Here is a 21295-nt window from a genome sequence, read left to right as displayed (position 1 = left end):
TCACCAACGGCGTATTCACCGCCAGCTCCTTCACCACCGCGCTCGGCAATACGCTGAACGTGACCGGCTACAATCCCGCAACCGGCACCGTCAGCTACTCCTACACGCTGCTCGACAATGAGGCCCATGCCACCGGCCTGGCCACCAACAGCCTGTTCGAGAACCTTGCCGTCTCGCTCACCGACCAGGACGGCCAGAACGCCACGGGCACCCTGTCCGTCAACATCGTCGACGACGTGCCGACGGCAGTCGCCGACATCGGCAATGTCAACGAGGGCGCTTTGCTCACCGTGTTGGCAGCGGCGGGCGTGCTCGTCAACGACGTCGCCGGCGCCGACGGGGCCACGATCGATGGCGTACGGGCGGCCGGCGGCAACACCACAACAGCGGTATCGGGCGGTGTCAACACCGACATTGCGGGCCTGCACGGCACGCTGCATCTCAACGCCGACGGCTCCTACACCTACCAGTCGACGGCCCATAGCATCAACGCGAACACCACCGACGTGTTCGTCTACACCATCAAGGACGGCGACGGCGACCTGTCGACGACGACGCTGACCATCAACCTGACCGACGTCAATGATGCACCCGTTGTTGCCAACACCCAGAACTGGATGTCGAGCGACCCGGCGCAGCAAACGCTCAGCACGCCCAGCTATCCGAACGGATATCCGCTGCTGGTCTCGATCCCGACAGACGCGGACGGCGATAACCTCATCGTCACGGCGACAGGAACGATCCCGACCGGGACGTTCTACTTCAACGGTGTGACCTATGTCGCCCTGACCGCCGGAACCGTGCTCTACAATCCGTCCGGCGGCATCAACTTGCTGGACGACCTCGTCTATCGGCCGACCGCATCACAAACCGACACGGTCAACAACAACCTGTCGCTGGACGTCTATGATGGCCACACCCACGTCGCGCAGACGGTCGGCATCCACGAAGTGCCGCCGAACAGCCTGCCCAGCGACACATCACAGATCGGCAATGGCAGCAGCCCGCTTACGTCAGGCAATGATCAGGTCACGACGCTTGCCCTGTCGGCAGCGACAGTGAACGCGATCCTGGCCGATCCACATAGCGCGACGGTGGTGGTTTATACCGACTTCCAGCAACAGCCCAATACGGTACCTATTCCCGTCGGCGAACGAGACCCCGGAGCCTTCAACGACGGCAGCGCCGGCTCTCATCGCGAACAGGAGGTTCAGGTTGAAATCAGAATCGGCACCAATCACTTCGCAGTCGTCGAAGACGATCTGACCGCCGGAACATTCGAGCAGACCTGGTTCTACGATGCGGCCACGGGCCAGATGAAGGCGACAGTAGACTACGATCACGTCTTCCTTCTGGACGCTGGCGGCAATGCCACTGCCACCACGCTTGCCAGCTATTTGATCGCGCATCCGCCGACAGCGGGAGACACATGGACGCTGTCCTATTTCGACAACAACGGCGGCAACTGGCAGGCCCGCAACGTCAACTTCTCGTTCTTCTCGCATGATCCGGGCGACCCCGGCATTGTGGTGAATGGCGATGCGACGCTGGCCGACCAGATCTACGGAACGTCCGGCATCGACAATCTCAACGGCAATGGCGGCAACGACGTCATCATCGGCCGGGGCGGCAACGACTTCATCAGCGGCGGAGCCGGCAACGACCTCATCAGCGGTGGCGACGGCAACGACGTTCTGATCGGGGGTCTCGGCCAGGACACCATGACCGGTGGAGCGGGAGCCGACACGTTCAAGCTCGACGGCCTGGACATCAAGGACCTCATTGTCGACTACAGCGGTGTCGGCGGGCATGGCGACAAGATCGACCTGTCGTCCTTGTTCGACACCGCACCCGGCGGCGCCAATGTCGGCGACTTCGTCAACTACAATGCGGCAACGGGCACGCTCAGCGTCGACGCCAACGGCACCACCGGCGGCGCCAATTTCGTCGATGTCGCGACGCTGCAGAACTTGCCTGCGGCCAACACGATCACGCTTCTCTACGACGATGGCGTAACCCAGCATACAACCACGGCAAACTTGGTCTAACGGCATGGCGCGTGGCCACGCGATCATGTTATACATTGCTAATACCTAGGGGAGCTCATCATGAAACGTTCTGCAAGACTGCTGGTTTCCGCTGCGACGCTGTTGCTGGCAGTCGGGTCGACGGGTTATGCCGCCGACATCATCGAAGGGCCGGTGGCCGACTATTGCCGCACGGTCGGCACGTCGAACCTGGTGCTGAACGACAACATCGTCGATCTCAAGGCCCAGGTGGTGAAACTGATGGACGAGTCGGTCGCCGCCGCCAACAGCTCGGAATGGATCAATTCGTCCCGCCCTGTCTTCGTCTGGGCATCGGAAGCCAAGGTCGCCTGCGGCATGGCTTACGGCTACCTGAAGACAAACTACAAGGACGAAGATACCCTCAACAAATGCGAGTGTTTTCACGATCGCATGGTCGAGTACATGCACTGACCGGAAGGGCGAAGACGCGCCGGTTGGCTGACAATGATAGCCGACGGACCAGTGTTGAGCGCGATCGCTGGAGCGATCGCGTTGGTCGGCTTTGCCACTCAAGCCCACGCCAACTGGTTGGAACGGCCGTTGGCCAGCAGATACCATCAGTCTCCGCCAGTTCGCTGTCTTGCAGCCCAGGAATGGACGCGAGAGACATTCAAGGCGTTTGCGAGCTGTCAGGCATCGATCTACGGCCTGGAGCCGGTGCTGGCGCATGCGGTGATGGAGATAGAAAGCGGGTTCGATCCCGATGTGCACGGCGCCGACGGCGAAGTCGGCCTGATGCAGGTGATGCCGGCAACGGCGCGAATGCTTGGCTTCCGAGGCTCGCTTGATGAACTCGGCCTGCCCGCAACCAACATAGCGCTTGGCGTAAGATATCTTGCGCAGGCAAACAGAATTGCCGCCGGCGACCTGTGCACGACGGTCATGAAGTATCGCGCCGGGCACAATGAAAACAGGTTCTCTGCACTTTCGGTCCGCTACTGCCGGCGTGCGCGCGCGATCCTGGCCAGGGAAGGCTTCGAGGTCACGGGGCCTTTGCCGGTGGCAACATTCGGCTTTTCCGCATTTTCGGCTGGAGAAGACGATGGTGCCTCTGTGCAGGAAAAACGGGTTTGCGTGCGCCGGGTGTTCGTTCCCGGGCCGCGATACATGAAATGCGCCGACTATCGAAGTGCAGGGCAAGCGAGCCGGATCAAGGCGCTCAGAGGCCGGCTCTTCGACGGCTAAACCATGACCCAGGAATTACAAGACGGCGATGCAAGTCCGCCGTAATGTGAGTTGAAGATCAGACCGGGAAGAACATCCGGCGGCATATAGGGTGGAGCATTCATGGAAGCTGGCCGACAGGTCCGTTGTCTGCGGACAGGGGCGATCGCATTTGCACTCGCTGTACTAATGTCGGGTTGCCAGTCGAAAGGCAGCGTTTCCGATGCTCTTGATCCGGCTGCGATTGCCGCGCCAGGAGCGCAAGCTGGCGGCGCTGTGGCCGGTCCGGCCCAGGCGACCCAGTCACTCGGCACCGGCTCGACCAAGATCACGATGCTGCTACCTCTTTCCGCTCCTGGAACCGTGGGAGAAAACGGCAGGAAGATGCTCGATGGCGCCAAGCTCGCTATGGCGGATCTTGGCAACGGATTGCTCACGCTGACGGTCGAGGACACAAAGGGCGACAGCGCGCACGCCAGCGAAATGGCGGTGAAGGCGATCACCACCGAGGCGAAAGTCGTCATCGGCCCGGTTGAACTGCCGTCAGCCCAGCATGTTGCCAAACTGTCGGGATCAACGCGGCCACCGGTGTTGGCGCTGGCCGACAATTTCGCCGGCGGCCCCGGCGTCTATGCCGTGCGCCTCAGCGAAGCCGACAGCGCGGCAGCAGGCGCCGCGGGCCTGGCGGCGAAAGGCAGCAAGAAGTTCGTGCTGCTTGTCGCGGCCGGCGCCGACGCCAGCGGGGTTGAAAAGCGGGTCGCCAACAGCCTCAGCATCTATGGTGCGACGCTGGCGGTCACCATCCCGTATTCGGCCGGCGACGGCGGCACTAAGGCGGTGACCGACATGGGCTCTCTCGTGGACACTCCCGACGCCGTCATCCTCGCCAGCGGAGACGACAGCCCCTCGCAAGTCCTTGCCGCCCTGAAGTCGAAGGGTATCCCGGGAAAGGCAATTGCTGTCGTGGGAACAAACCGCTGGCTGGAGCGCCCGATGGATCCGCTGTTTGAAGGGGCTTATATCGCCACGCTCGATCCGAGCGAAACCGGGCCTATCGCCGACCGCTTCAAGGCCACCTATAATTACCAGGCAGACGTCAACGTCGCCTATGCCTATGATATGGTTGCCCTGACTGCAGGGATTGCCAGCGCGGTCGGACCTGATGGCTTCAGCAAGCAGGTTCTCGAAAATCCGAACGGGTTTCGCGGATCGACAGGTTTGTTCCGCTTTCGCCCAGATGGGTCCAGCCAACGATCGATGCCGTTCTATCGGGTTCAAAAGGGTGCTCTCAAACAGGTTGCGAAATCGACGTCGAGCTTCTGAGCGGGAAGAAGCCTCGGGAACCTGCTCGAGCTGATGGCCAGGCTGGGTCGCAACCACCTGGCGATCACGCTCGGCGGCCTCGAGCTTCTGGCCGGGGTCTTCCTGATCATTCAGGCCGCGGCATGGCTTTCTGTCGATCGACCAGCTCTTGCGCCATCTCTGGATATTGGCGGCGAGCCGGCAACCCGACCGGTCGCGGCCGTTCCCGACGCGCGACGGCGAGCACGCAAGATTGCGCAGGACCTGATCGCTCCACCACCACTTGATCCCTCAGAGATCGAGCGGATCGAGCCTCGTCCGCCACTCAGCGAACTCAGTCTCGCCGTACCTCCGAAAACGCCAATGCCGAACGACTGGCGCGAGATCCTGCTTTACAGTCCGATTGCCACGTCGTCCGCGATTTTCGAATCCATGGGTCGCAAGGTGGTCATCAGCGGGGTCCAGAGCGTCGACCCGGATAGGACCTGTTCGCTTCACGATGTCGCCTCCTGGCCATGCGGCCAGCGTGCACGCGCAGCTTTCAATTCCTGGCTGCGCGGCCGGGCGCTTAAATGCTTCGTGCCGCCGGAAATCGATCGTTTTACCATTGCCGCACCGTGCAAGCTGGGCAACCAGGACGTCGGCGCCTGGCTTGTTTCCAACGGCTGGGCAACGGCCTTGCCGAGCGGCATCTACGGCAAGGCGGAGGCGACGGCCAGGCACGCGGAGATGGGCATATTCGGCCCGCCACGATAGTCGGCTCGCCTTTTTGGAACCTCCATGCAACCATCACCGGACGAAGCTGGAGCAACATCAGCCGGACAAGGGAACCGCGCGGGGTTGTTCAGGTGACGCTGACGATCTTGTTAACCGTCAGGGCGTAATTTTCTTCTGGACAATTTAAGCTCGCCTTGCGGCCAGTTGGGGTCAGAGGTTATTCAGCCCAATTCATCAAATTTTATTGTTTCTTCAGGCCAAAATTGTAACTTGCCGGCCTTATACCAGCCTATCTGACAGGAGATCGGCTAGTGACAAAAGAGATGGCGAACACCTCCCCCCAGGCATGGAAAGGCGTCGCATGGCTGACCTTTCTCGGAACCGCGGGAATTCTGGGGTTTTCTCTTGTCCTCAACTATCTGCTGTTGTTCGCTGAAGGGCTGACGCCATTTGGCCGCAGCATGATCACGGCAATCCTGTTGCCAGTCGTCGTTGGTGTCCCGCTTTTTCTATTCATTGGTTTGAAGCAGATTGAGAGCCGTCGTTATCGACAAGAACTCAACAAGTCGGCAACCTTTGACAGCCTGACAGGCTGCTTGAACGGGGCGGCCTTCACGTCGATGGTTGAAAGGCGAGCAACAAGACCGTCAGCGCCGGGTCCAAGATCGGGTGCCTTCCTGGTCATCCACCCCGAGCATATCAGGTCCATCAATCTGCGCTTTGGTCTCGGATGGGGAGACGAAGCCTTGCGGTTGATAGCGGTGACGATCCAATCGTCGGTGCGCAAGGAAGATCTGGTCGGTCGCATCGGAACTGCCATGTTCGGCGTGTTTCTCCCCGGCGCGACAGAAGCCGACGCCAAGGAAATCGGCGAGCGTATCCGAACCCGCGTGGCGCAAGTCTATTTCGCGCCAAAAGGAACCGAGGATGCCCTGGCTATCAGCGTTGGCGGCGTGGTGTTTGAAAGCGAGCTGCAGTTCGAAGACATGTTCCGATCAGCGGAATCGCTGCTATCCGGCGTCGACCTCGAAACTGGATTTCAATTGTCGCACCTTCACAACTAGCGCCGAAACGATCGCGACGAAATCTCCTCCGGTGACAAAGGGTGCGGCCGGCCGGCTCGTGTCCGCACCGCTGGCGCAACATTCTTTGTAGCAATATTTGCTGAAAGCCTTGGATCGCTTGGCTTGCGGCCGAAAATCGAATCCGGCTCTCTCCGCCAGTTCCGCGATCACGGAATATGAACTGGCCCGACCTCTGCTAGCTTGTTCCTGCAGCGGACTTGATTTCCGCTTGGCCGGCGCTTCGGGAAACCCCAATCCCACCCCCCGCCCCCTGCGGCGCCGGCTATCTTCTTCCTCCTGCCCGGGGAAACGCCTTGGCGCTCTCTCCGAACTCGCCGGGGTGCCAAGCGGCCGCGCGTGCGCCCTGCCCATCCGGCTGCCTAATCTGGCGGCGCAGCGATGATTTTTGCGCCACCGGATGATGCGACTGCCTTCAAATCCAGGCGAAAACAGCCGCAGCGCGGCATTTCCGGACTGGCACGCCCCTTGCTTCGTTGCTGATGTGCAGAGCGTCTAGGGTTCCGGCCGTGTCATCACGGCGCTGGTCCAAGAGACGCGACCGCCAGGGGTGCATTGAAGCATCCGGCGGAACACGGCGGGCCAAAATCCCGGGAGAACCCTGCACGGGTTTGCTGGCGCGAACCTCTCCCGGATGCGCGCTCCGTGAACCCCCAACAGACGTCCGGACGCAATCCGGATCGCAAACAGGGGTACGCAATGCTTCGCAAGCTGGCCGCAATCATCCTCGCCGCGTCACTCAGCCTTCCCTTCCTCGCAGCCGCGCAAGCGGCGCCCAAGAAGGACTTCAAGATCTGCTGGTCGATCTATGTCGGCTGGATGCCCTGGGGCTATCTCTCCGACAGCGGCATCATGAAGAAATGGGCCGACAAATACGGCATCAATGTCGAGATCACCCGCATCAACGACTATGTCGAAAGCATCAATCAATACACTGCCGGCGGCTTTGACGGCTGCTCGATGACCAATATGGACGCGCTGTCGATCCCGGCCGGCGGCGGCGTCGATACGACCGCCTTGATCGTTGGCGACTTCTCCAACGGCAACGACGCCGTCATCCTCAAGGACAAGGACACCCTCAAGGACATTGCCGGCCAGAAGGTCAATCTCGTCGAGCTCTCGGTCTCGCACTATCTGCTGGCGCGCGCGCTGGACACGGTCGGGCTCGCCGAGAAGGACATCACGGTGGTCAACACCTCCGATGCCGATATGGTCGCCGCCTACGGCACCAGCGACGTCACCTCCGTCGTCACCTGGAATCCGCTGGTCTCGGAAATCGCAGCCATGCCGGGCGCCCACAAAGTATTCGATTCGACGCAGATTCCCGGCGAGATCATCGACATGATGGTCGTCAACACGGCGACGCTGAAGGACAATCCGGCCTTGGGCAAGGCGCTGGTTGGCGCCTGGTACGAAGCGATGGCGTTGATGACTTCGGGCACACCCGAAGGCAAGGCGGCCAAGGAAGAAATGGCCAAGGCATCGGGTACCGATCTTGCCGGCTTCGACGCCCAGCTTGCATCGACGGCGATGTTCTTCGAGCCGGCCAAGGCGGTCGCATTCACCAACGGCGCCGAATTGCCGAAGACCATGGATCTGGTCCGCAACTTCTTGTTCAGCCACGGCATCCTCGGCACCAATGCGCCGAGCGTCGACGTGATCGGCATGAGCTTCCCCGACGGCTCGACGCTGGGCGACGCCAAGAACGTCAAATTGCGTTTCGACCCTGCCTACATGGCCCTGGCGGCGGCTGGAACGCTGTAGGGCGCGACATGCTGGCCAAGGGAACCGGCACCATGAACGCTGTGCCCGAGACGGGGGCTGAAGTCGCGCCCCCGCCCCGGCGCAGGCCGAGGGTGCGGCTTCGCCTCATCAACGCGACGGTCTCGCGCGGCGGAGCCTTGCTGCTTGGGGCGCTGCCGTTTGCCGCCGTGGCGATCGCCTATCTCTTGGCTTCGGCGCAAAGACTGGCCGTCAATCCCAGCGACAAGCTGTTGCCCTCCCCGGCACAGATGTGGTCGGCCTTTTTCGACCTGGCGACGGTACCGGACAAGCGTTCCGGCGACCTGATTCTCTGGGCCGACACGTTTGCCAGTCTGATCAGGCTGTTCGCAGGCGTGGGTGTGGCCACGCTCGTCGCACTTTGCCTTGGCGTCGCCATCGGCTTCATCCCGCGCGTCAGGGCCTTTCTGCTGCCCTTCGTCACCGTCGTCTGCGTCATCCCGCCATTGGCGTTGCTGCCGATCCTGTTCATCGCACTCGGCCTCGGCGAAACCGCCAAGATCACCTTGATCGCCGTCGGCGTCGCACCGGTCATGGTGCGCGACATCGCCAACCGGGTGATGGAATTGCCGCCCGAACTCGTCGCCAAGGCGCAGACGCTCGGCGGCAACAGCTGGACCATGGTGCTGCGGCTGGTGCTGCCGCAGGTCATGCCGCGCCTCATCACCTGCGTGCGGCTGGCACTGGGACCGGCCTGGCTGTTCCTGATCGCGGCCGAAGCCATCGCCTCCACGGAGGGACTGGGTTACCGCATCTTCCTCGTTCGCCGCTATCTGTCGATGGATGTGATCCTGCCTTACGTCGCCTGGATCACCTTGCTTGCCGTCATCACCGACTGGCTGCTGGTGCGGCTTTCGCACCTCATCTCCCCCTGGGCTCATCCGGTGCAAAACAAATGAGCCGCATCATCGTCCATGGGCTGGAGAAGAGCTACGGCGATGCCCGCGTGCTGGAGCGCGTCAATGTCACCGCCGAGGCCGGTGAGTTCCTGTCGCTGGTCGGCGCCAGCGGCTGCGGAAAATCGACCTTCCTGCGCATCCTGCTCGGCCAGGAACAGCAGAGCGGCGGAGTGGTCGTTGTCGGCGACCGGCCGATCGTGCCGGAACCGACGCCGCAACGCGGCATCGTCTTCCAGCGCTATTCGGTGTTTCCACATCTGACTGCCCTGCAGAACCTGCTGCTGGTCGAGGACTTTCGCTCTGGCGGGCCGTTCGGCCGTGTCTTCGGCGCCAGGCGCAAAAGCGCCAGGCAACAGGCCGAAACCATGCTGGAACGCGTCGGCCTCGCCCATGCGCGCGATCTCTATCCGGCCTCACTCTCGGGCGGCATGCAGCAGCGGCTGGCGATCGCCCAGACCTTGCTCGGCAGACCGCAGATCCTGCTTCTCGACGAGCCGTTCGGCGCGCTCGATCCCGGCATTCGCGTCGAGATGCACGAACTGCTGACCGAGCTGTGGAGCGAGCACAGCATGACCGTCGTCATGGTCACCCACGATATCGGCGAGGCCTTCAAGCTCGGCACCCGCGTGCTGGTCTTCGACAAGGTGCGCCACGACCCCCAGTTCCCGTCCGCCTATGGCGCGACGATCACCTACGATCTGAAGCTCGACCGCAAGAACCGGGCTTCCGCACGAGACGTGGCCAAAGTGGCCGCGATGGTCGGGACGACCCGACTGGACAGCGCAATTGCGACGACGGCGTCGTGAAGGAGGTTTTCATGCACACAGACAGTCCAGAACGCCGGCATCGCCGCGCCGGGCTCACCGATCGTCAGCCACGCCAGCGTTTCCACCATCCGAACTTCGAAATCCGCGAAATGCAGGGCTGGAAGTCGATCGAGGCGGAAGGAAAGCTGCCCGAGGACGGCTGGCGCAAGGAACAGAAATGGGCGCTGGACATGGGCCTGCCGGGATCGGATTCGATCATCGACAAGTCGATCCCGACATTCGCACGCGGCGAGCTGCCGCATTTCGCCGGCATCAACACCTTCCTCAAGGCGCCCTATGTCGAGAATGTCCGCGATGTCGGCAGATATGACGCCGCCGTCATGGGCATTCCTTTCGACAGCGGCACCACCTACCGGCCCGGAACCCGCTTCGGACCGCAAGGCATGCGCCGCATCTCGGCGCTCTACACGCCGTACAACTATGAGCTCGGTGTCGACCTGCGCGAGCAGATGACACTGTGCGACGCCGGCGACGTCTTCACCATTCCCGCCAATCTCGAAAAGAGCTTCGACCAGATCACCAAGGGCGTCAGCCATGTCGCCTCTTCCGGCGCGCTGCCGATCATGCTGGGCGGCGACCATTCGATCGGATTTCCGTGCGTGCGCGGCATTGCCGACGTGACCTCGAAACGGATCGGCATCATCCATTTCGACCGCCATATCGACATCCAGGAAAAGGATCTCGACGAGCGCATGCACACCACGCCCTGGTACTGGGCGACCAACCTGCCGAACGTCTCGGCAACCAATCTGGTGCAGCTCGGCATCGGCGGCTGGCAGGTGCCCCGCTACGGCGTCGCCGAAGCGAGGAAGCGCGGCACCAACGTGCTGACGATTTCCGACATCGAACAGATGGGGCTGGAGAAGGCGGCGGAGATCGCGCTCGAGCTCGCATGGAAGGACACCGACGCGGTCTACATCTCCTTCGATGTCGACAGCATCGATTGCGGTTTCGTGCCCGGCACGGGCTGGCCGGAGCCAGGCGGCTTCCTGCCGCGCGAGGCGTTGAAGCTGCTCGGGCTCGTTTCGGCGCCCGGCATCTGCGGACTGGAAGTGGTCGAGGTGTCGCCGCCCTACGACACGTCGGACATCACGGCGCTGTTTGGCGTGCGGGTTGTCGTCGAGGCGCTCGGCTCGATGGTCGCCCATGGCAATCTCGGCAAGCACAAATCCATCATCGACAAGCCGACGAGTTTTTGACCATGCATGAGGATCATCATCACCACGACCATGACCTCGGCGACGGCCACCACTATGGGCCGAATGGTCACCATCATCATCCGCACCCGGTCGGCCACAACGGGCCGGCCGGCAAGCCGTTACAATGGCAGACGCCGCACCTGCCGCACGACCATGCGCCCGAACCCGCCGACCCCAGGACGATGGATCTCGACCTCGTCGAGATCGCCTTTCTCGAAGGGTTTTCGCGGGCGCCGGATCCGTCCAGTTTCCTGCGCCTCGCCGGGATTCCCTTTGTCGGCGAAACCGCCGACGGCTCGCGGCTGCATCTTCTGCGCGTCGAGACGCAGGACATGGTCGATGTCGGCGCCGTCATGCCGCTGATCGGCGGCGCCGGCGTGACGTATCATCCGCTGCCCGCGAAACTGACGTCGCGACGGCGGCGTCTGGCCTTCGTCTACCATGACGGCACCGGGCAAAGGCCTCTTGATTTCAGCCAGGCGCGGCTTCTTGCCGACCGATCCGGTGCCGCGCAATTCGCCATGCCGGGATCCGGACAATGAGCTCCGGCTTCCAACCGATCACACCTCTTTCAAACAGGTCCAGAACGATGAAACCAACGCTTTCGATCCTCGGCAGGCTCGCCCTGACCGTCGCCGCAGTCCTCACCCCATCCCTGGCTTTCGCCCACAGCGGTGGCTTCCATGTCCACGGCTTTGCGAGCGGCTTTGAACACCCGATGGCCGGCATCGACCATCTGCTTGCCATGATGGCTGTCGGCATCATTGCCGCCCGGACCGGCGGCAAAGCCATCGTCGTCGTGCCGTCATGTTTTGTCGCGGCGATGATCACCGGCGCCCTGCTCGGCATGGCCGGGATGGGCTTGCCGTCGCTGGAGTCCGGCATCGCTCTGTCGCTGGTAATGTTTGGCGCCATGATGGCGCTCGCCAGACCCTTGCCTCTGGCCGCCGCCGCGTCGCTGGCCGCCCTCTTCGGGCTCTTCCACGGCAACGCCCACGGCCTCGAAATTCCCGAGACGGCCAGCGGCATCGCCTACGCGGTTGGCTTCGTGGTCGCCACTTCGGCCTTGCACGCGACCGGTGCGCTGGCCGCCCTGACGCTTCGGCGCTGGCCGGGCGCCATCCGCACGGCAGGCGTCGGCACCTCATTGGTCGGCGTGGCGCTGGCGGCGCAGATTATCTGAATGGGCCTATGACATCAGCGAGCAACAGGAGGGGAAGGCATGATCAAGCGACTGACCGTTTGGCAGCGCATTCGAAACATGCTGTACCAGATCCTGAAGATCCGGGCTGAGCGGCTCTGATCGCATCCGCCAGAGATCAAACCCGCGACCAGGTTCATGCCGGCCGCGGGTATCTCTGTGCATAGTGAGGCTCGCCGGGCATGAGCATTTTCGACAGATTTTCCTTAGGCGGACGCGTGGCGCTGATCACCGGAGGCGGGCGTGGGCTCGGCTTCGAGATCGCGCGTGCCTTTGCCGAGGCTGGCGCCCATGTGGTTGTCAGCGGACGCAACGCCGCAACGCTCGACAGTGCCGTCGCCGCCCTCGCCAAGGGCGGCGGCAGTGCGCAGGCAGCGGCCTTCGACATGGCCGACATGCAGGCAGGCCGCGCAGTGATCGCGGATATCCGCAAGACCCACGGCAGGCTCGATATTCTCGTCAACAATGTCGGCGCCCGCGATAGGCGGCCGCTCGCCGCCTTCGGCGACGACGAGATCCATGACCTGATCCGGACCGATCTCCTGTCGGCGATCTCGCTGTCGCGCGACGCGGCGGAAATCATGAAGGCGCAAGGTCATGGCCGGCTGATCGCGGTGACTTCGATCTCCGGCGAAATGGCGCGGTCCGGCGATGCCATCTATCCCGCCGCCAAGCAGGGGCTGACCGGCCTGATGCGCAGCATGGCCGTCGAGTATGGCGCGCACGGGGTGACGAGCAACGCCATTGCTCCGGGGATGTTCGCAACCGAGACCAACGCAGCACTTGCCGAAAATCCCGATATGCTCGCCTTCGCCCGCCAGCGGGTTCCGTTGCAGCGCTGGGGACAGCCGCAGGAAATCGCCGGCGCCGCCCTCTTCCTTGCCAGTGACGCGGCTTCCTTCGTCAACGGCCATGTTCTGACCGTGGACGGTGGAATGTCGGTGCAGATGTGACGATCGCCGGGCGGCGAAACCGCGCCCGATTCTCGGCACAATACGCCGATATGCCGTCACGTGAAGTTGATTAAATTCTTTTTCAGTCACGCCGGTTATGATCCCATAGGTTGTTGCAAAATGCATACGCAACCGCTCATGTGCTCGACCGCGAACATGTTGTTTTGGCTGGTTTAAACCGTCGGGACTGAAAGCCTCAGATGCGCCTCGGCATGGCCATTAGCAATTTGTCGACTTATGGCGGGCTGCAGCGGGATTGCATTTCCGTCGCCAGGCACCTTATCGCGGCTGGCCATGACGTCACGATTTTGACGACGGAAATCCGTGGAGCGGCGGCAGATCCAGGCTGTAACGTTCATGTCGTCAAAAGCCATGTGCCGACCAATCCCGGTCGCGATATTGCGCTTGGCAAGACACTGCTGTCTCGCCGTCGGGAGTTCGACCGGATCGTCGGTTTCAACAGATTACCGGATCTGGATATCTATTACTCGGGCGATCGCTCCTATGCCGCGGTAAAGACAGGATTCTGGCGCCCTTTTTCGCCCCGCTATCGCGCCCAGATGCAGTTGGAGCAGGCCTGCTTCGAGCCCCGGAGCCGAACGTGCCTGATCATGCTGACTGCGCATCAGCAAGATGAATATCAGCGTGTCTGGGATACGCCCGACAGCCGATTCCGCCGCATCTCCCCCAATCTTGACCCTGCCCGACGGCTGCCTGGCCTGCGCACCGATGGGACGCGTCAACGTTTGCGGTCCGAACTGGGTATTCCAGAAGAGGCACCCGTCTGGCTGTCGATCGGATCGTCCGCCTGGGTGAAGGGTTTCGATCGCGTTGCGGCCGCCCTGGCAGCCCACCCGGAAACAATCTGGCTTGTCTGCGGAATTGTCCCAAACAGTGACATGGCTCGTTGGCTGCAGGCAAAGGTTGCCGCCCGCGATCGGCAGCGCGTCATATTTGCAGGCATCCGCAGCGATGTGCCCGAACTGATGGCGGCAGCCGATATCCTGCTTCATCCGGCGCGAATTGAAACCGCGGGAACGGTTATTCTGGAGGCACTCGCCAACGGGCTGCCGGTGATTGTCAGCGAGACATGCGGCTTCGCCGCTTTTGTCGAACAGGCGAACGCTGGCGTGGTGCTGAAGGGGGCGTACCTGCACCGTGATCTGATGGACGCGCTTTCAGTTGCGCAGTCGGCGGGCCAACTGGCCGCATGGTCGGCAGCCGGGGCGCGCTTCGGCGCAAACCCGACCTTGTCCAACGGCCATTCGGAGGCAGCCAGGCTTGTTGCCGGGGACCTTTGGTAGCCAAAGCCTGTCGCAGATGTTGTCACGACCCGCCAAAGGACGTTGAAGCCGCCGCATCGGCCTGCGGTGTTGATAAGATTTGACAATCGCTTGCGCGGCGATAACATCTCTTGTCAAATTTATCACAGATTCCAAACAAGAGCAAAAAGACATGACTGCACGCAAGGCCCAGAGGACGGTGAGGTTGATCAACGCGTTGTCGGAACGTCGTGTCATCCATCTGAGCGAGGCATCCGTGCTGCTCGGCGTGTCGGAAATGACGGTTCGCCGGGATGTCGCTGAAAACCCGGAGCATTTCGCCTACCTGGGCGGGCACATCATGTCGGCAGCCCAGATCGAAGCTGACGTTCCTTATGAACTTGCGACCGCCGCCGACAGCCATGCGGCTGCCAAGCGCGACGCCTGCTTGCATGCCGTTCAAAAACTCCGCCCCGACGAAACGATCTTCATCGACTGCGGCACCACACTGGTTCATCTCATCGATCTCATTCCCGAAAATTATCAAATAACCGCAATATGTTATGCAATGAACGTCGCTGAACGCCTGGCCCGCAAGCCCAATGTGACCATCATCATGCTCGGCGGCGTCTACCACCCTGCATCGGCGTCGTTTTCGGGGACCCATGACTTCGACATCCTCACCAGTGTCGGCATAAACGTGGCATTCCTCTCGGCCGCCGGTGTCGACGACAAACGCGGTGCCACCTGCGAGCATTTTCATGAGGCGGTGGTGAAGCAAAAGGTGATGGCTTTGGCGCGCGAGAACTATCTTGTCGTCGACTCGAGCAAGCTTGGCAAACTGAAGCGCGCCTTCTTCTCCCCTGTCGCCGGGTTCGACGCCGTCATCACCGAGCACGGCGAGACGAAGCTGCACGAGGCCTGACCTCTGACGCAAATTTCCGCGTTTGACTTTTCGACGATCTGATGGAAAAGTCACAAAAAAAGTAACAGAAATTGCAAGAAGTTGCCGACCGATGCGACGATCGCACCGGTCAACAGGGAGGCAATGCGGGCGTGATGATCGGACACGGTTCGATTTCACCAGTGTCGGGAACACCCTTGCTGCGCGTCGAGGGCGTCAGCAAGAGGTTTGGCGGCGTGCAGGCGCTGCGCGGTGTGAACCTCGAGATATTGCCAGGCGAAGTGCATGCCCTGCTCGGTGAAAATGGCGCCGGCAAATCGACGCTGATCAAGATCCTCAGTGGCGTGCATATGCATGACGGCGGATCGATCGCGATCGATGGCCGGCCGGTATCGTTCGGCTCACCATCGCAGTCGCGCCAGGCCGGTGTCGCCGTCGTCTACCAGGATTTGAGCCTGGTCGAGTCGCTCTCGGTCGCCGCCAATCTGATGCTCGGGCGCGAGCCGCGCAACCGCTTCGGGTTTCTGAAGAAGCGGCAGCTGATGGAGACGGCGACAAGCTTCCTTCGCGAGCACAAGATTCCGCTCGACCCGCGCGCAACCGTCGGCTCGCTGCCGTTTGCCTATCGCCAGATGACGGAGATCAGCAAGGCGCTGATGGGCGACGTGCGGCTGCTGGTTCTGGACGAACCCACCTCGGCGCTGACCGATGATGAGGAGCGTATCCTGTTCGACGCGATCCGCGCGGTAACCGCCCGCGGCGTTGGCGTGATCTACGTCACCCATCGCCTCAACGAGGTCTTTCGCATCTCGCAGCGCGTGACGGTGTTTCGTGACGGCCTCAACGCCGGAACGTTCGTCACCGCGCAAACCGATATGCGGCAGCTTGTCGGCGCAATTGTCGGCCCCGAGCATGCGGTTCTCCAAGCGGAAGCGGGTGCGACGGATGCCGGATCGGTCGACGCGCGGCAGGGGTCACCATCGCAGGGCAAGACACCCGTGCTTGCGCTTTCCGCAGTCAGCAACGACCGGCTCGACCGCGTCCATCTCGATCTGCACGCGGGCGAGATCCATGGCCTGGCCGGCCTGATCGGCAGCGGCCGCACCGAGATCCTGCAAACCATCTTTGGAGTGCGGCCCGTTCAGAACGGCGATGTGACGCTCGACGGCATCTCCCTGAATAACACGGATACCGCGCAAGCCATCCGGCGCGGCATGGCACTGGTGCCGGAGGACCGCCATGTCCAGGGGCTGGTTCTCGAGCACTCTATCGAGCGCAACCTCACACTGCCGCGACTGCCGGATTTTTCGCGCTGGGGCTGGCTGCAGCATCGCGCTTCGGTCGAGCAGGCCGACGGCGCCATGCGCAAGCTCAAGGTGAAGGCGCCGAACGCTTCGACCACCGTCAAAAACCTGTCCGGAGGCAACCAGCAGAAGGTGGTCTTCGGAAAATGGAACGAGCCGCGCCCGCGCGTGCTGCTGCTCGACGAACCGACGGTCGGCGTCGATGTCGGCGCGCGCGAGGAGATTTACGGCGTCATCCGCACCGCGGCCAAGGCCGGAACCGGCGTGCTTCTGGTTTCGTCGGACCTGGCCGAACTGCTGCTGCTTTGCGACCGCGTCTCGATCGTCGTCGACGGCAGCATCGTCAAGACGATTGCGCGCGCCGATCTCGGCAGCGCGGAGGATCTGCACCACATGGTCCAGCTCTTGCAGTCTTCGGGAGAAAGGGCGGCATGACCGACAGCGAACTGGCCTCTCAGGCGAAACCCGCATCGGCTCAGTCCGCCGGCGGACGCTCGATCCTGCAGCATCTCGTCCAGGGCGAGCGGCCCTACATGCTCTATCTCGCCTTCCTGGTGATGCTGATCGTTTTCAGCCTGGCATCGCCGTGGTTCCTGTCGATCGACAATTTCCTCAACATCGGCCGCCAGACGACTTTGGTGTCGATCATCGCCGTCGGCATGACCTTCGTCATCATCTCCAGACAGATCGATCTGTCGGTCGCCTCGACGCTGGCGCTGTCCGGCATGAGTGCCGCCCTTGCCATGTCGTTCGTCTACAACAGCTGGATCGTCGGCGCCGTGGCCGGGCTTGGCACCGGCGCCCTGATCGGCCTGATCAACGGCGTGCTGACGATGCAGCTCGCCATCCCGTCCTTCCTGGTCACGCTTGGCACGCTCAGCGCCGCGCGTGGCCTGGCGCTGATGGTGACCAACACCAAGCCGGTCATCATCACCAACGAGAATTACTTTGCCATCTTCGGCGAGGGTTCGCTGCTCGGCATTCCGGCTCCGATCATCTGGACGCTGGCGGTGACCGTGGCGGGCATCCTGCTGCTTCACTACAGCGTCTATGGCCGCCGAATCTACGCCGCCGGCGGCAATCCGACGGCAGCACTCTATTCCGGCATCCATATCAAGCAGGTCACGACACTGGCCTTCGTGCTGACTGGTACGCTTGCCGGCCTTGCGTCGCTGGTGCTTTCGGCGCGCTCGCACGCGGCGCGGCCTGACGTCGTCCAAGGCATGGAACTCGACGTCATCGCCTCGGTCATCCTTGGCGGCTGCAGCCTGTTTGGCGGGCGCGGCTTTGTGCTGGGCACACTGCTCGGCAGCCTGATCATCGGCACGCTCAACAACGGGCTGGTTTTGCTGGGCGTCAGCTCATCGCTTCAGCTTGTCATCAAGGGAGCCATCATCGTCGCCGCAGTTGCCTTCACCAAGAGGTAGACCGCCGCGATCCGGGAACGCAAATGCCTCACCCAATCATGGGGCGAGGAGACGACCAACGGAGGAGAAAGCATGCAACATCCATCACGCCTGACCACAATACTGGGCCTGGCGGCGAGCGCACTGGCGCTGTCGACCGTAGTCAGCCTCGCCGAAGTGCCGGCCACCTGCGTTACCGGCGTCGACCTGGCCACGCTCGGCCCGAAGGGCATTGTCGGGCAAGGCCCGAATGGGGAAAAGGCCGCTTCGCCCGACGAACTGGCGCTGACCGACGACGAGGCCGCCAAGGTCAAGGCCGGCAATTTCAAGGTCGGCATTTCCATGCAGACGGTCAATCTCGACTGGTCGCAGCTGCAGGTGCAAGGCATCAGCGAGACGCTGAAGAAATATGGCGTCACCGTCACCGGCGTGGCCTCGGCCGAATATCAGGTGGACAAGCAGATTGCCGACATCGAGAACACCATCCAGCAGCATCCCGACGGCATCATCTCGATCCCGGTCGACTTCACCGCGACGGCGCCGACCTACAAGAAGGTGCAGCAGGCCGGCATCAAGCTGGTCTTCATGGATAGCATCCCGACCGGCCTCAAGCATCCTGAGGATTTTGCCACCATGGTCTCGGCCGACAGCCAGGGCAATGGCCAGATCGCGGCGACGATCCTCGCCTCCTGCATGCCGCAGGGCGGCACGATCGGCCTGGTGAATTTCGGCGTCGACTATTTCAGCACCAATGAGCGCACCAAGGGCGTTTCCGAGTGGATGAAGAAGAACCGTCCCGACATCATCATGAAGCAGGTCGACTTCACCGATCCGTCGAAGGTGTCGCAGATCGCCGGCGACTTCCTGACCGGCAATCCTGATGTGAAGGGCCTGTATGCGGTGTGGGACCAGCCGGCGCTCGATACGCTGTCATCCATGCGCGCCCAGGGCATCGACATCCCGATCGCCACCGTCGATCTCGGCCTGCAATCGGCGATCGAGATCGCCAAGGGCGGTCCGCTCAAGGCCACCGGATCGCAGCGGCCCTACGATCAGGGCGTTGCCGAAGCGCTGGCCATGATGAAGGCGCTGATCGGCCAGACGCCGCCGGCCTGGGTCGGTGTGCAGTCCCTGCCCGTCGTGCAGTCCAACGTGCTGGAATCGTTCAAGACGGTGTTCCACAAGGACCCGCCGCAGGAACTGCTCGACGCCTGCAACAGCGCCAAGCCTGCGTGTAATTGAGCTGTAGTGGGGCGCGGCGGAATCTCCGCCGACGATCAGCAACAAACTTCGGGAGGCTTGGCGATGCCAGGCCTCCCGATTGCTTTTGATGACTTGACGTCGCTTGCCAAATCCCGCCACGCCGCCCATAGAACGGCTCGCATCATCGCCAATCCCGAGAGGCTGTTGTCGCAGCATGTGCCAAGGATACCTCCGATGTCTGTGACGCCTTGGTCAAAGCCGTGACGGACTCCCTCGCAAGCCTGGGCTGGACGGATTTTTTCAGCGATCAGCTTGAGCCCGATGAGACAGGCCTCGTTCCGACGCGCATTGCCACGGTGCACCGTGACCGCCTGGCCGGAATATCGCAGACAGGGCAGACAGATCTGACACTGCCGGCCAATGCCAACACCGGCGACTATGCCGTTGGCGACTGGGTGCTGGTCGAGCCCCACACGCATCTGCTGCAGCGCCGCCTGACCCGGAAGACGGTGCTGGAGCGCCGCACCCAGGGCGGCAGGACCCCGCAGCTGGCCGCGGCCAATGTCGACACGCTGTTCATCGTCACCTCCTGCAATGCCGACTTCAACATCGCCCGGCTCGAACGCTATCTGGCGCTGGCCAACGAGGCCGGAACGACGCCGGTGATCCTGCTGACCAAGGCCGATACGGCTGAAGACGCCGAGGCGTATCAAAGCCAAGCCGCAGCACTGCAGCGCGGCCTGGCGGTGGTGATGTTGAACCCGCGCATATCAGACGCCGCAACCGCTTTAGCCGCCTGGTGCGGCGCGGGCCAGACGGTGGCGCTGGTCGGTTCGTCCGGCGTCGGCAAATCGACGCTGGTCAACACGCTGGCCGGATCGGCGCAGCAATTGCCGCAACAGACCGCCGGCATTCGCGAACACGACGCCAAGGGACGCCACACCACCACCGCGCGATCGCTGCACGCCATTGCCGGCGGCGGCTGGGTGATCGACACGCCGGGAATGCGCACGCTGCAGGTCAGCGACGTCGCCTACGGCATCGACACGCTGTTTGCCGAAATCACCGAACTTGCCCCGCTGTGCAAATTCCGCGACTGCACCCACGTCCACGAACCTGGCTGCGCGGTGCAGGCTGCCTTGAAGGCTGGTACGCTCGCTCCGGAGCGCCTTGCCCGCTGGCGCAAACTGTCCGACGAAAACCAGAACAACACGCCGGTTCAGAGCGGGCCTCGTGGAGCGAAATCCCCCGGCGGTCGCGGAAAGCGGCGTTGATCGGCTGAGGCATACCCCTCGGTCCCTTAGAGCCGCGCCGTGCCAAACACCCTGTCCCAGAAGGCTGACGTCACGCCGAAATTGACCGTTTCGTCGACGTGGTGATGCACCGCATGGCGGCGCTTGAGCGTGTACAGATAGCTCGGATGGGCGGGGTGCCAGTGATGAATGATGTGGTGGGTGCTGATGTACCAGAGGTAGCCCAGCATCAGCCCGCAGCTGACCGCGCTTGCCGTTGAAAAATCCGACACCATCCATACCGGGAAAAACGCGATCAGCGCATGCACGCCGAGGCTGAGCCAGGTCGGCGTGCCCACGGAACTGCGCTCTTCGACATGGTGACGATCATGCAGATCCCTGATGTGGGGAATGTGGTGAAGCACGAACCTGTGCAGGAGATATTCGGTCAGCGTCCACAGACAGAGACACGCAATGACCGTGGCTATCCAGCCTGGCGCATTGCTTTCGCCGGCCTCGCGCAGCCCGGCCACTGCCAGCACGGCGATCACCAGCGGATAGACAACGAAGTCGCTATAGTAGCCGATAAGACCCAGTTGCATTGAGGACGCCCCGGCTAGTCTTTGGCGCTGTAGATTCGCGGCTGCATCCAGATTGCGTATTCTCGGTTGGGGAGCAATACAGATGCGCCTGACATAACGTCGCAATTGGTCGGCATAAGGTATGCATCCAGGGGTTCGGTGACAATCCTCAGGCGCTGCCCGTTGGAACCAGCTTCGCAAACGAGAG

At 62.4% G+C, this 21295-nt stretch carries 20 protein-coding genes and 1 riboswitch; of the genes, 19 read left to right on the top strand and 1 reads right to left on the bottom strand.

Annotation, left to right across the window (positions count from 1 at the left end; genetic code table 11):
- The 19 genes from AC1DXU_RS26905 to rsgA form a co-directional block, all read left to right on the top strand.
- Positions 1 to 2048 (top strand): Ig-like domain-containing protein (locus tag AC1DXU_RS26905; RefSeq protein ID WP_477373873.1); only part of this gene is annotated, 2048 nt, incomplete at its 5' end.
- Positions 2049 to 2108: 60 nt separating this feature from the next.
- Positions 2109 to 2480, top strand: coding sequence for a hypothetical protein (locus AC1DXU_RS26900; RefSeq protein ID WP_477373872.1), 372 nt, complete (start codon positions 2109 to 2111; stop codon positions 2478 to 2480).
- Between the two features lie 129 nt (positions 2481 to 2609).
- The gene (locus AC1DXU_RS26895) at positions 2610 to 3254 is read left to right on the top strand and encodes a lytic transglycosylase domain-containing protein (RefSeq protein WP_477373871.1); all 645 of its coding nucleotides are present in this window, start codon (positions 2610 to 2612) and stop codon (positions 3252 to 3254) included.
- Between the two features lie 102 nt (positions 3255 to 3356).
- Complete coding sequence (locus AC1DXU_RS26890; protein WP_477373869.1) at positions 3357 to 4556, top strand: type 1 periplasmic-binding domain-containing protein; 1200 nt, start codon at positions 3357 to 3359, stop codon at positions 4554 to 4556.
- A 33-nt stretch (positions 4557 to 4589) separates the two neighbouring features.
- Positions 4590 to 5291, top strand: a complete 702-nt coding sequence (locus tag AC1DXU_RS26885; protein WP_477373867.1) for a thermonuclease family protein — start codon at positions 4590 to 4592, stop codon at positions 5289 to 5291.
- Between the two features lie 272 nt (positions 5292 to 5563).
- Complete coding sequence (locus AC1DXU_RS26880) at positions 5564 to 6316, top strand: GGDEF domain-containing protein (protein ID WP_477319130.1); 753 nt, start codon at positions 5564 to 5566, stop codon at positions 6314 to 6316.
- 502 nt (positions 6317 to 6818) lie between these two features.
- Positions 6819 to 6933: riboswitch (guanidine-I (ykkC/yxkD leader) on the top strand.
- Positions 6934 to 7033: 100 nt separating this feature from the next.
- Entirely contained in the window at positions 7034 to 8098 is a 1065-nt protein-coding gene (locus AC1DXU_RS26875) for a putative urea ABC transporter substrate-binding protein (protein WP_477373865.1), read from the top strand.
- 32 nt (positions 8099 to 8130) lie between these two features.
- On the top strand, positions 8131 to 9015 hold the full coding sequence (locus AC1DXU_RS26870; RefSeq protein WP_477373863.1) for an ABC transporter permease: 885 nt from the start codon (positions 8131 to 8133) through the stop codon (positions 9013 to 9015).
- On the top strand, positions 9012 to 9821 hold the full coding sequence (locus AC1DXU_RS26865; protein ID WP_477373861.1) for an ATP-binding cassette domain-containing protein: 810 nt from the start codon (positions 9012 to 9014) through the stop codon (positions 9819 to 9821). Before AC1DXU_RS26870 ends, AC1DXU_RS26865 begins: the two co-directional genes overlap by 4 nt.
- A gap of 11 nt (positions 9822 to 9832) precedes the next feature.
- The gene (locus AC1DXU_RS26860; protein WP_477373859.1) at positions 9833 to 11041 is read left to right on the top strand and encodes an agmatinase family protein; all 1209 of its coding nucleotides are present in this window, start codon (positions 9833 to 9835) and stop codon (positions 11039 to 11041) included.
- A gap of 2 nt (positions 11042 to 11043) precedes the next feature.
- Positions 11044 to 11583 carry a hypothetical protein gene (locus AC1DXU_RS26855; RefSeq protein WP_477373857.1) on the top strand — a complete coding sequence of 180 codons (540 nt, stop codon included), beginning with the start codon at positions 11044 to 11046 and terminating at the stop codon, positions 11581 to 11583.
- 47 nt (positions 11584 to 11630) lie between these two features.
- Positions 11631 to 12224, top strand: coding sequence for a HupE/UreJ family protein (locus AC1DXU_RS26850; protein WP_477373856.1), 594 nt, complete (start codon positions 11631 to 11633; stop codon positions 12222 to 12224).
- Between the two features lie 200 nt (positions 12225 to 12424).
- The gene (locus AC1DXU_RS26845) at positions 12425 to 13195 is read left to right on the top strand and encodes an SDR family oxidoreductase (RefSeq protein ID WP_477373854.1); all 771 of its coding nucleotides are present in this window, start codon (positions 12425 to 12427) and stop codon (positions 13193 to 13195) included.
- Between the two features lie 200 nt (positions 13196 to 13395).
- On the top strand, positions 13396 to 14499 hold the full coding sequence (locus AC1DXU_RS26840; RefSeq protein WP_477373852.1) for a glycosyltransferase family 4 protein: 1104 nt from the start codon (positions 13396 to 13398) through the stop codon (positions 14497 to 14499).
- Between the two features lie 151 nt (positions 14500 to 14650).
- On the top strand, positions 14651 to 15382 hold the full coding sequence (locus tag AC1DXU_RS26835) for a DeoR family transcriptional regulator (RefSeq protein WP_477373882.1): 732 nt from the start codon (positions 14651 to 14653) through the stop codon (positions 15380 to 15382).
- 134 nt (positions 15383 to 15516) lie between these two features.
- Complete coding sequence (locus tag AC1DXU_RS26830) at positions 15517 to 17100, top strand: sugar ABC transporter ATP-binding protein (protein WP_477373880.1); 1584 nt, start codon at positions 15517 to 15519, stop codon at positions 17098 to 17100.
- Entirely contained in the window at positions 17097 to 18092 is a 996-nt protein-coding gene (locus AC1DXU_RS26825) for an ABC transporter permease (protein ID WP_477319110.1), read from the top strand. Before AC1DXU_RS26830 ends, AC1DXU_RS26825 begins: the two co-directional genes overlap by 4 nt.
- Before the next feature lie 72 nt (positions 18093 to 18164).
- Entirely contained in the window at positions 18165 to 19313 is a 1149-nt protein-coding gene (locus AC1DXU_RS26820; RefSeq protein ID WP_477319108.1) for a substrate-binding domain-containing protein, read from the top strand.
- Positions 19314 to 19522: 209 nt separating this feature from the next.
- Entirely contained in the window at positions 19523 to 20548 is a 1026-nt protein-coding gene (gene rsgA / locus AC1DXU_RS26815) for a ribosome small subunit-dependent GTPase A (protein ID WP_477373850.1), read from the top strand.
- A 26-nt stretch (positions 20549 to 20574) separates the two neighbouring features.
- Here the strand turns inward: rsgA and AC1DXU_RS26810 are convergent, their stop codons facing one another.
- On the bottom strand, positions 20575 to 21108 hold the full coding sequence (locus AC1DXU_RS26810; protein ID WP_477373848.1) for a sterol desaturase family protein: 534 nt from the start codon (positions 21106 to 21108) through the stop codon (positions 20575 to 20577).
- Positions 21109 to 21295: the final 187 nt, after the last annotated feature.

This window comes from Mesorhizobium sp. P3_A10 (genome assembly GCF_056403175.1).
This window is presented reverse-complemented; position numbering and strand designations above follow the sequence as displayed.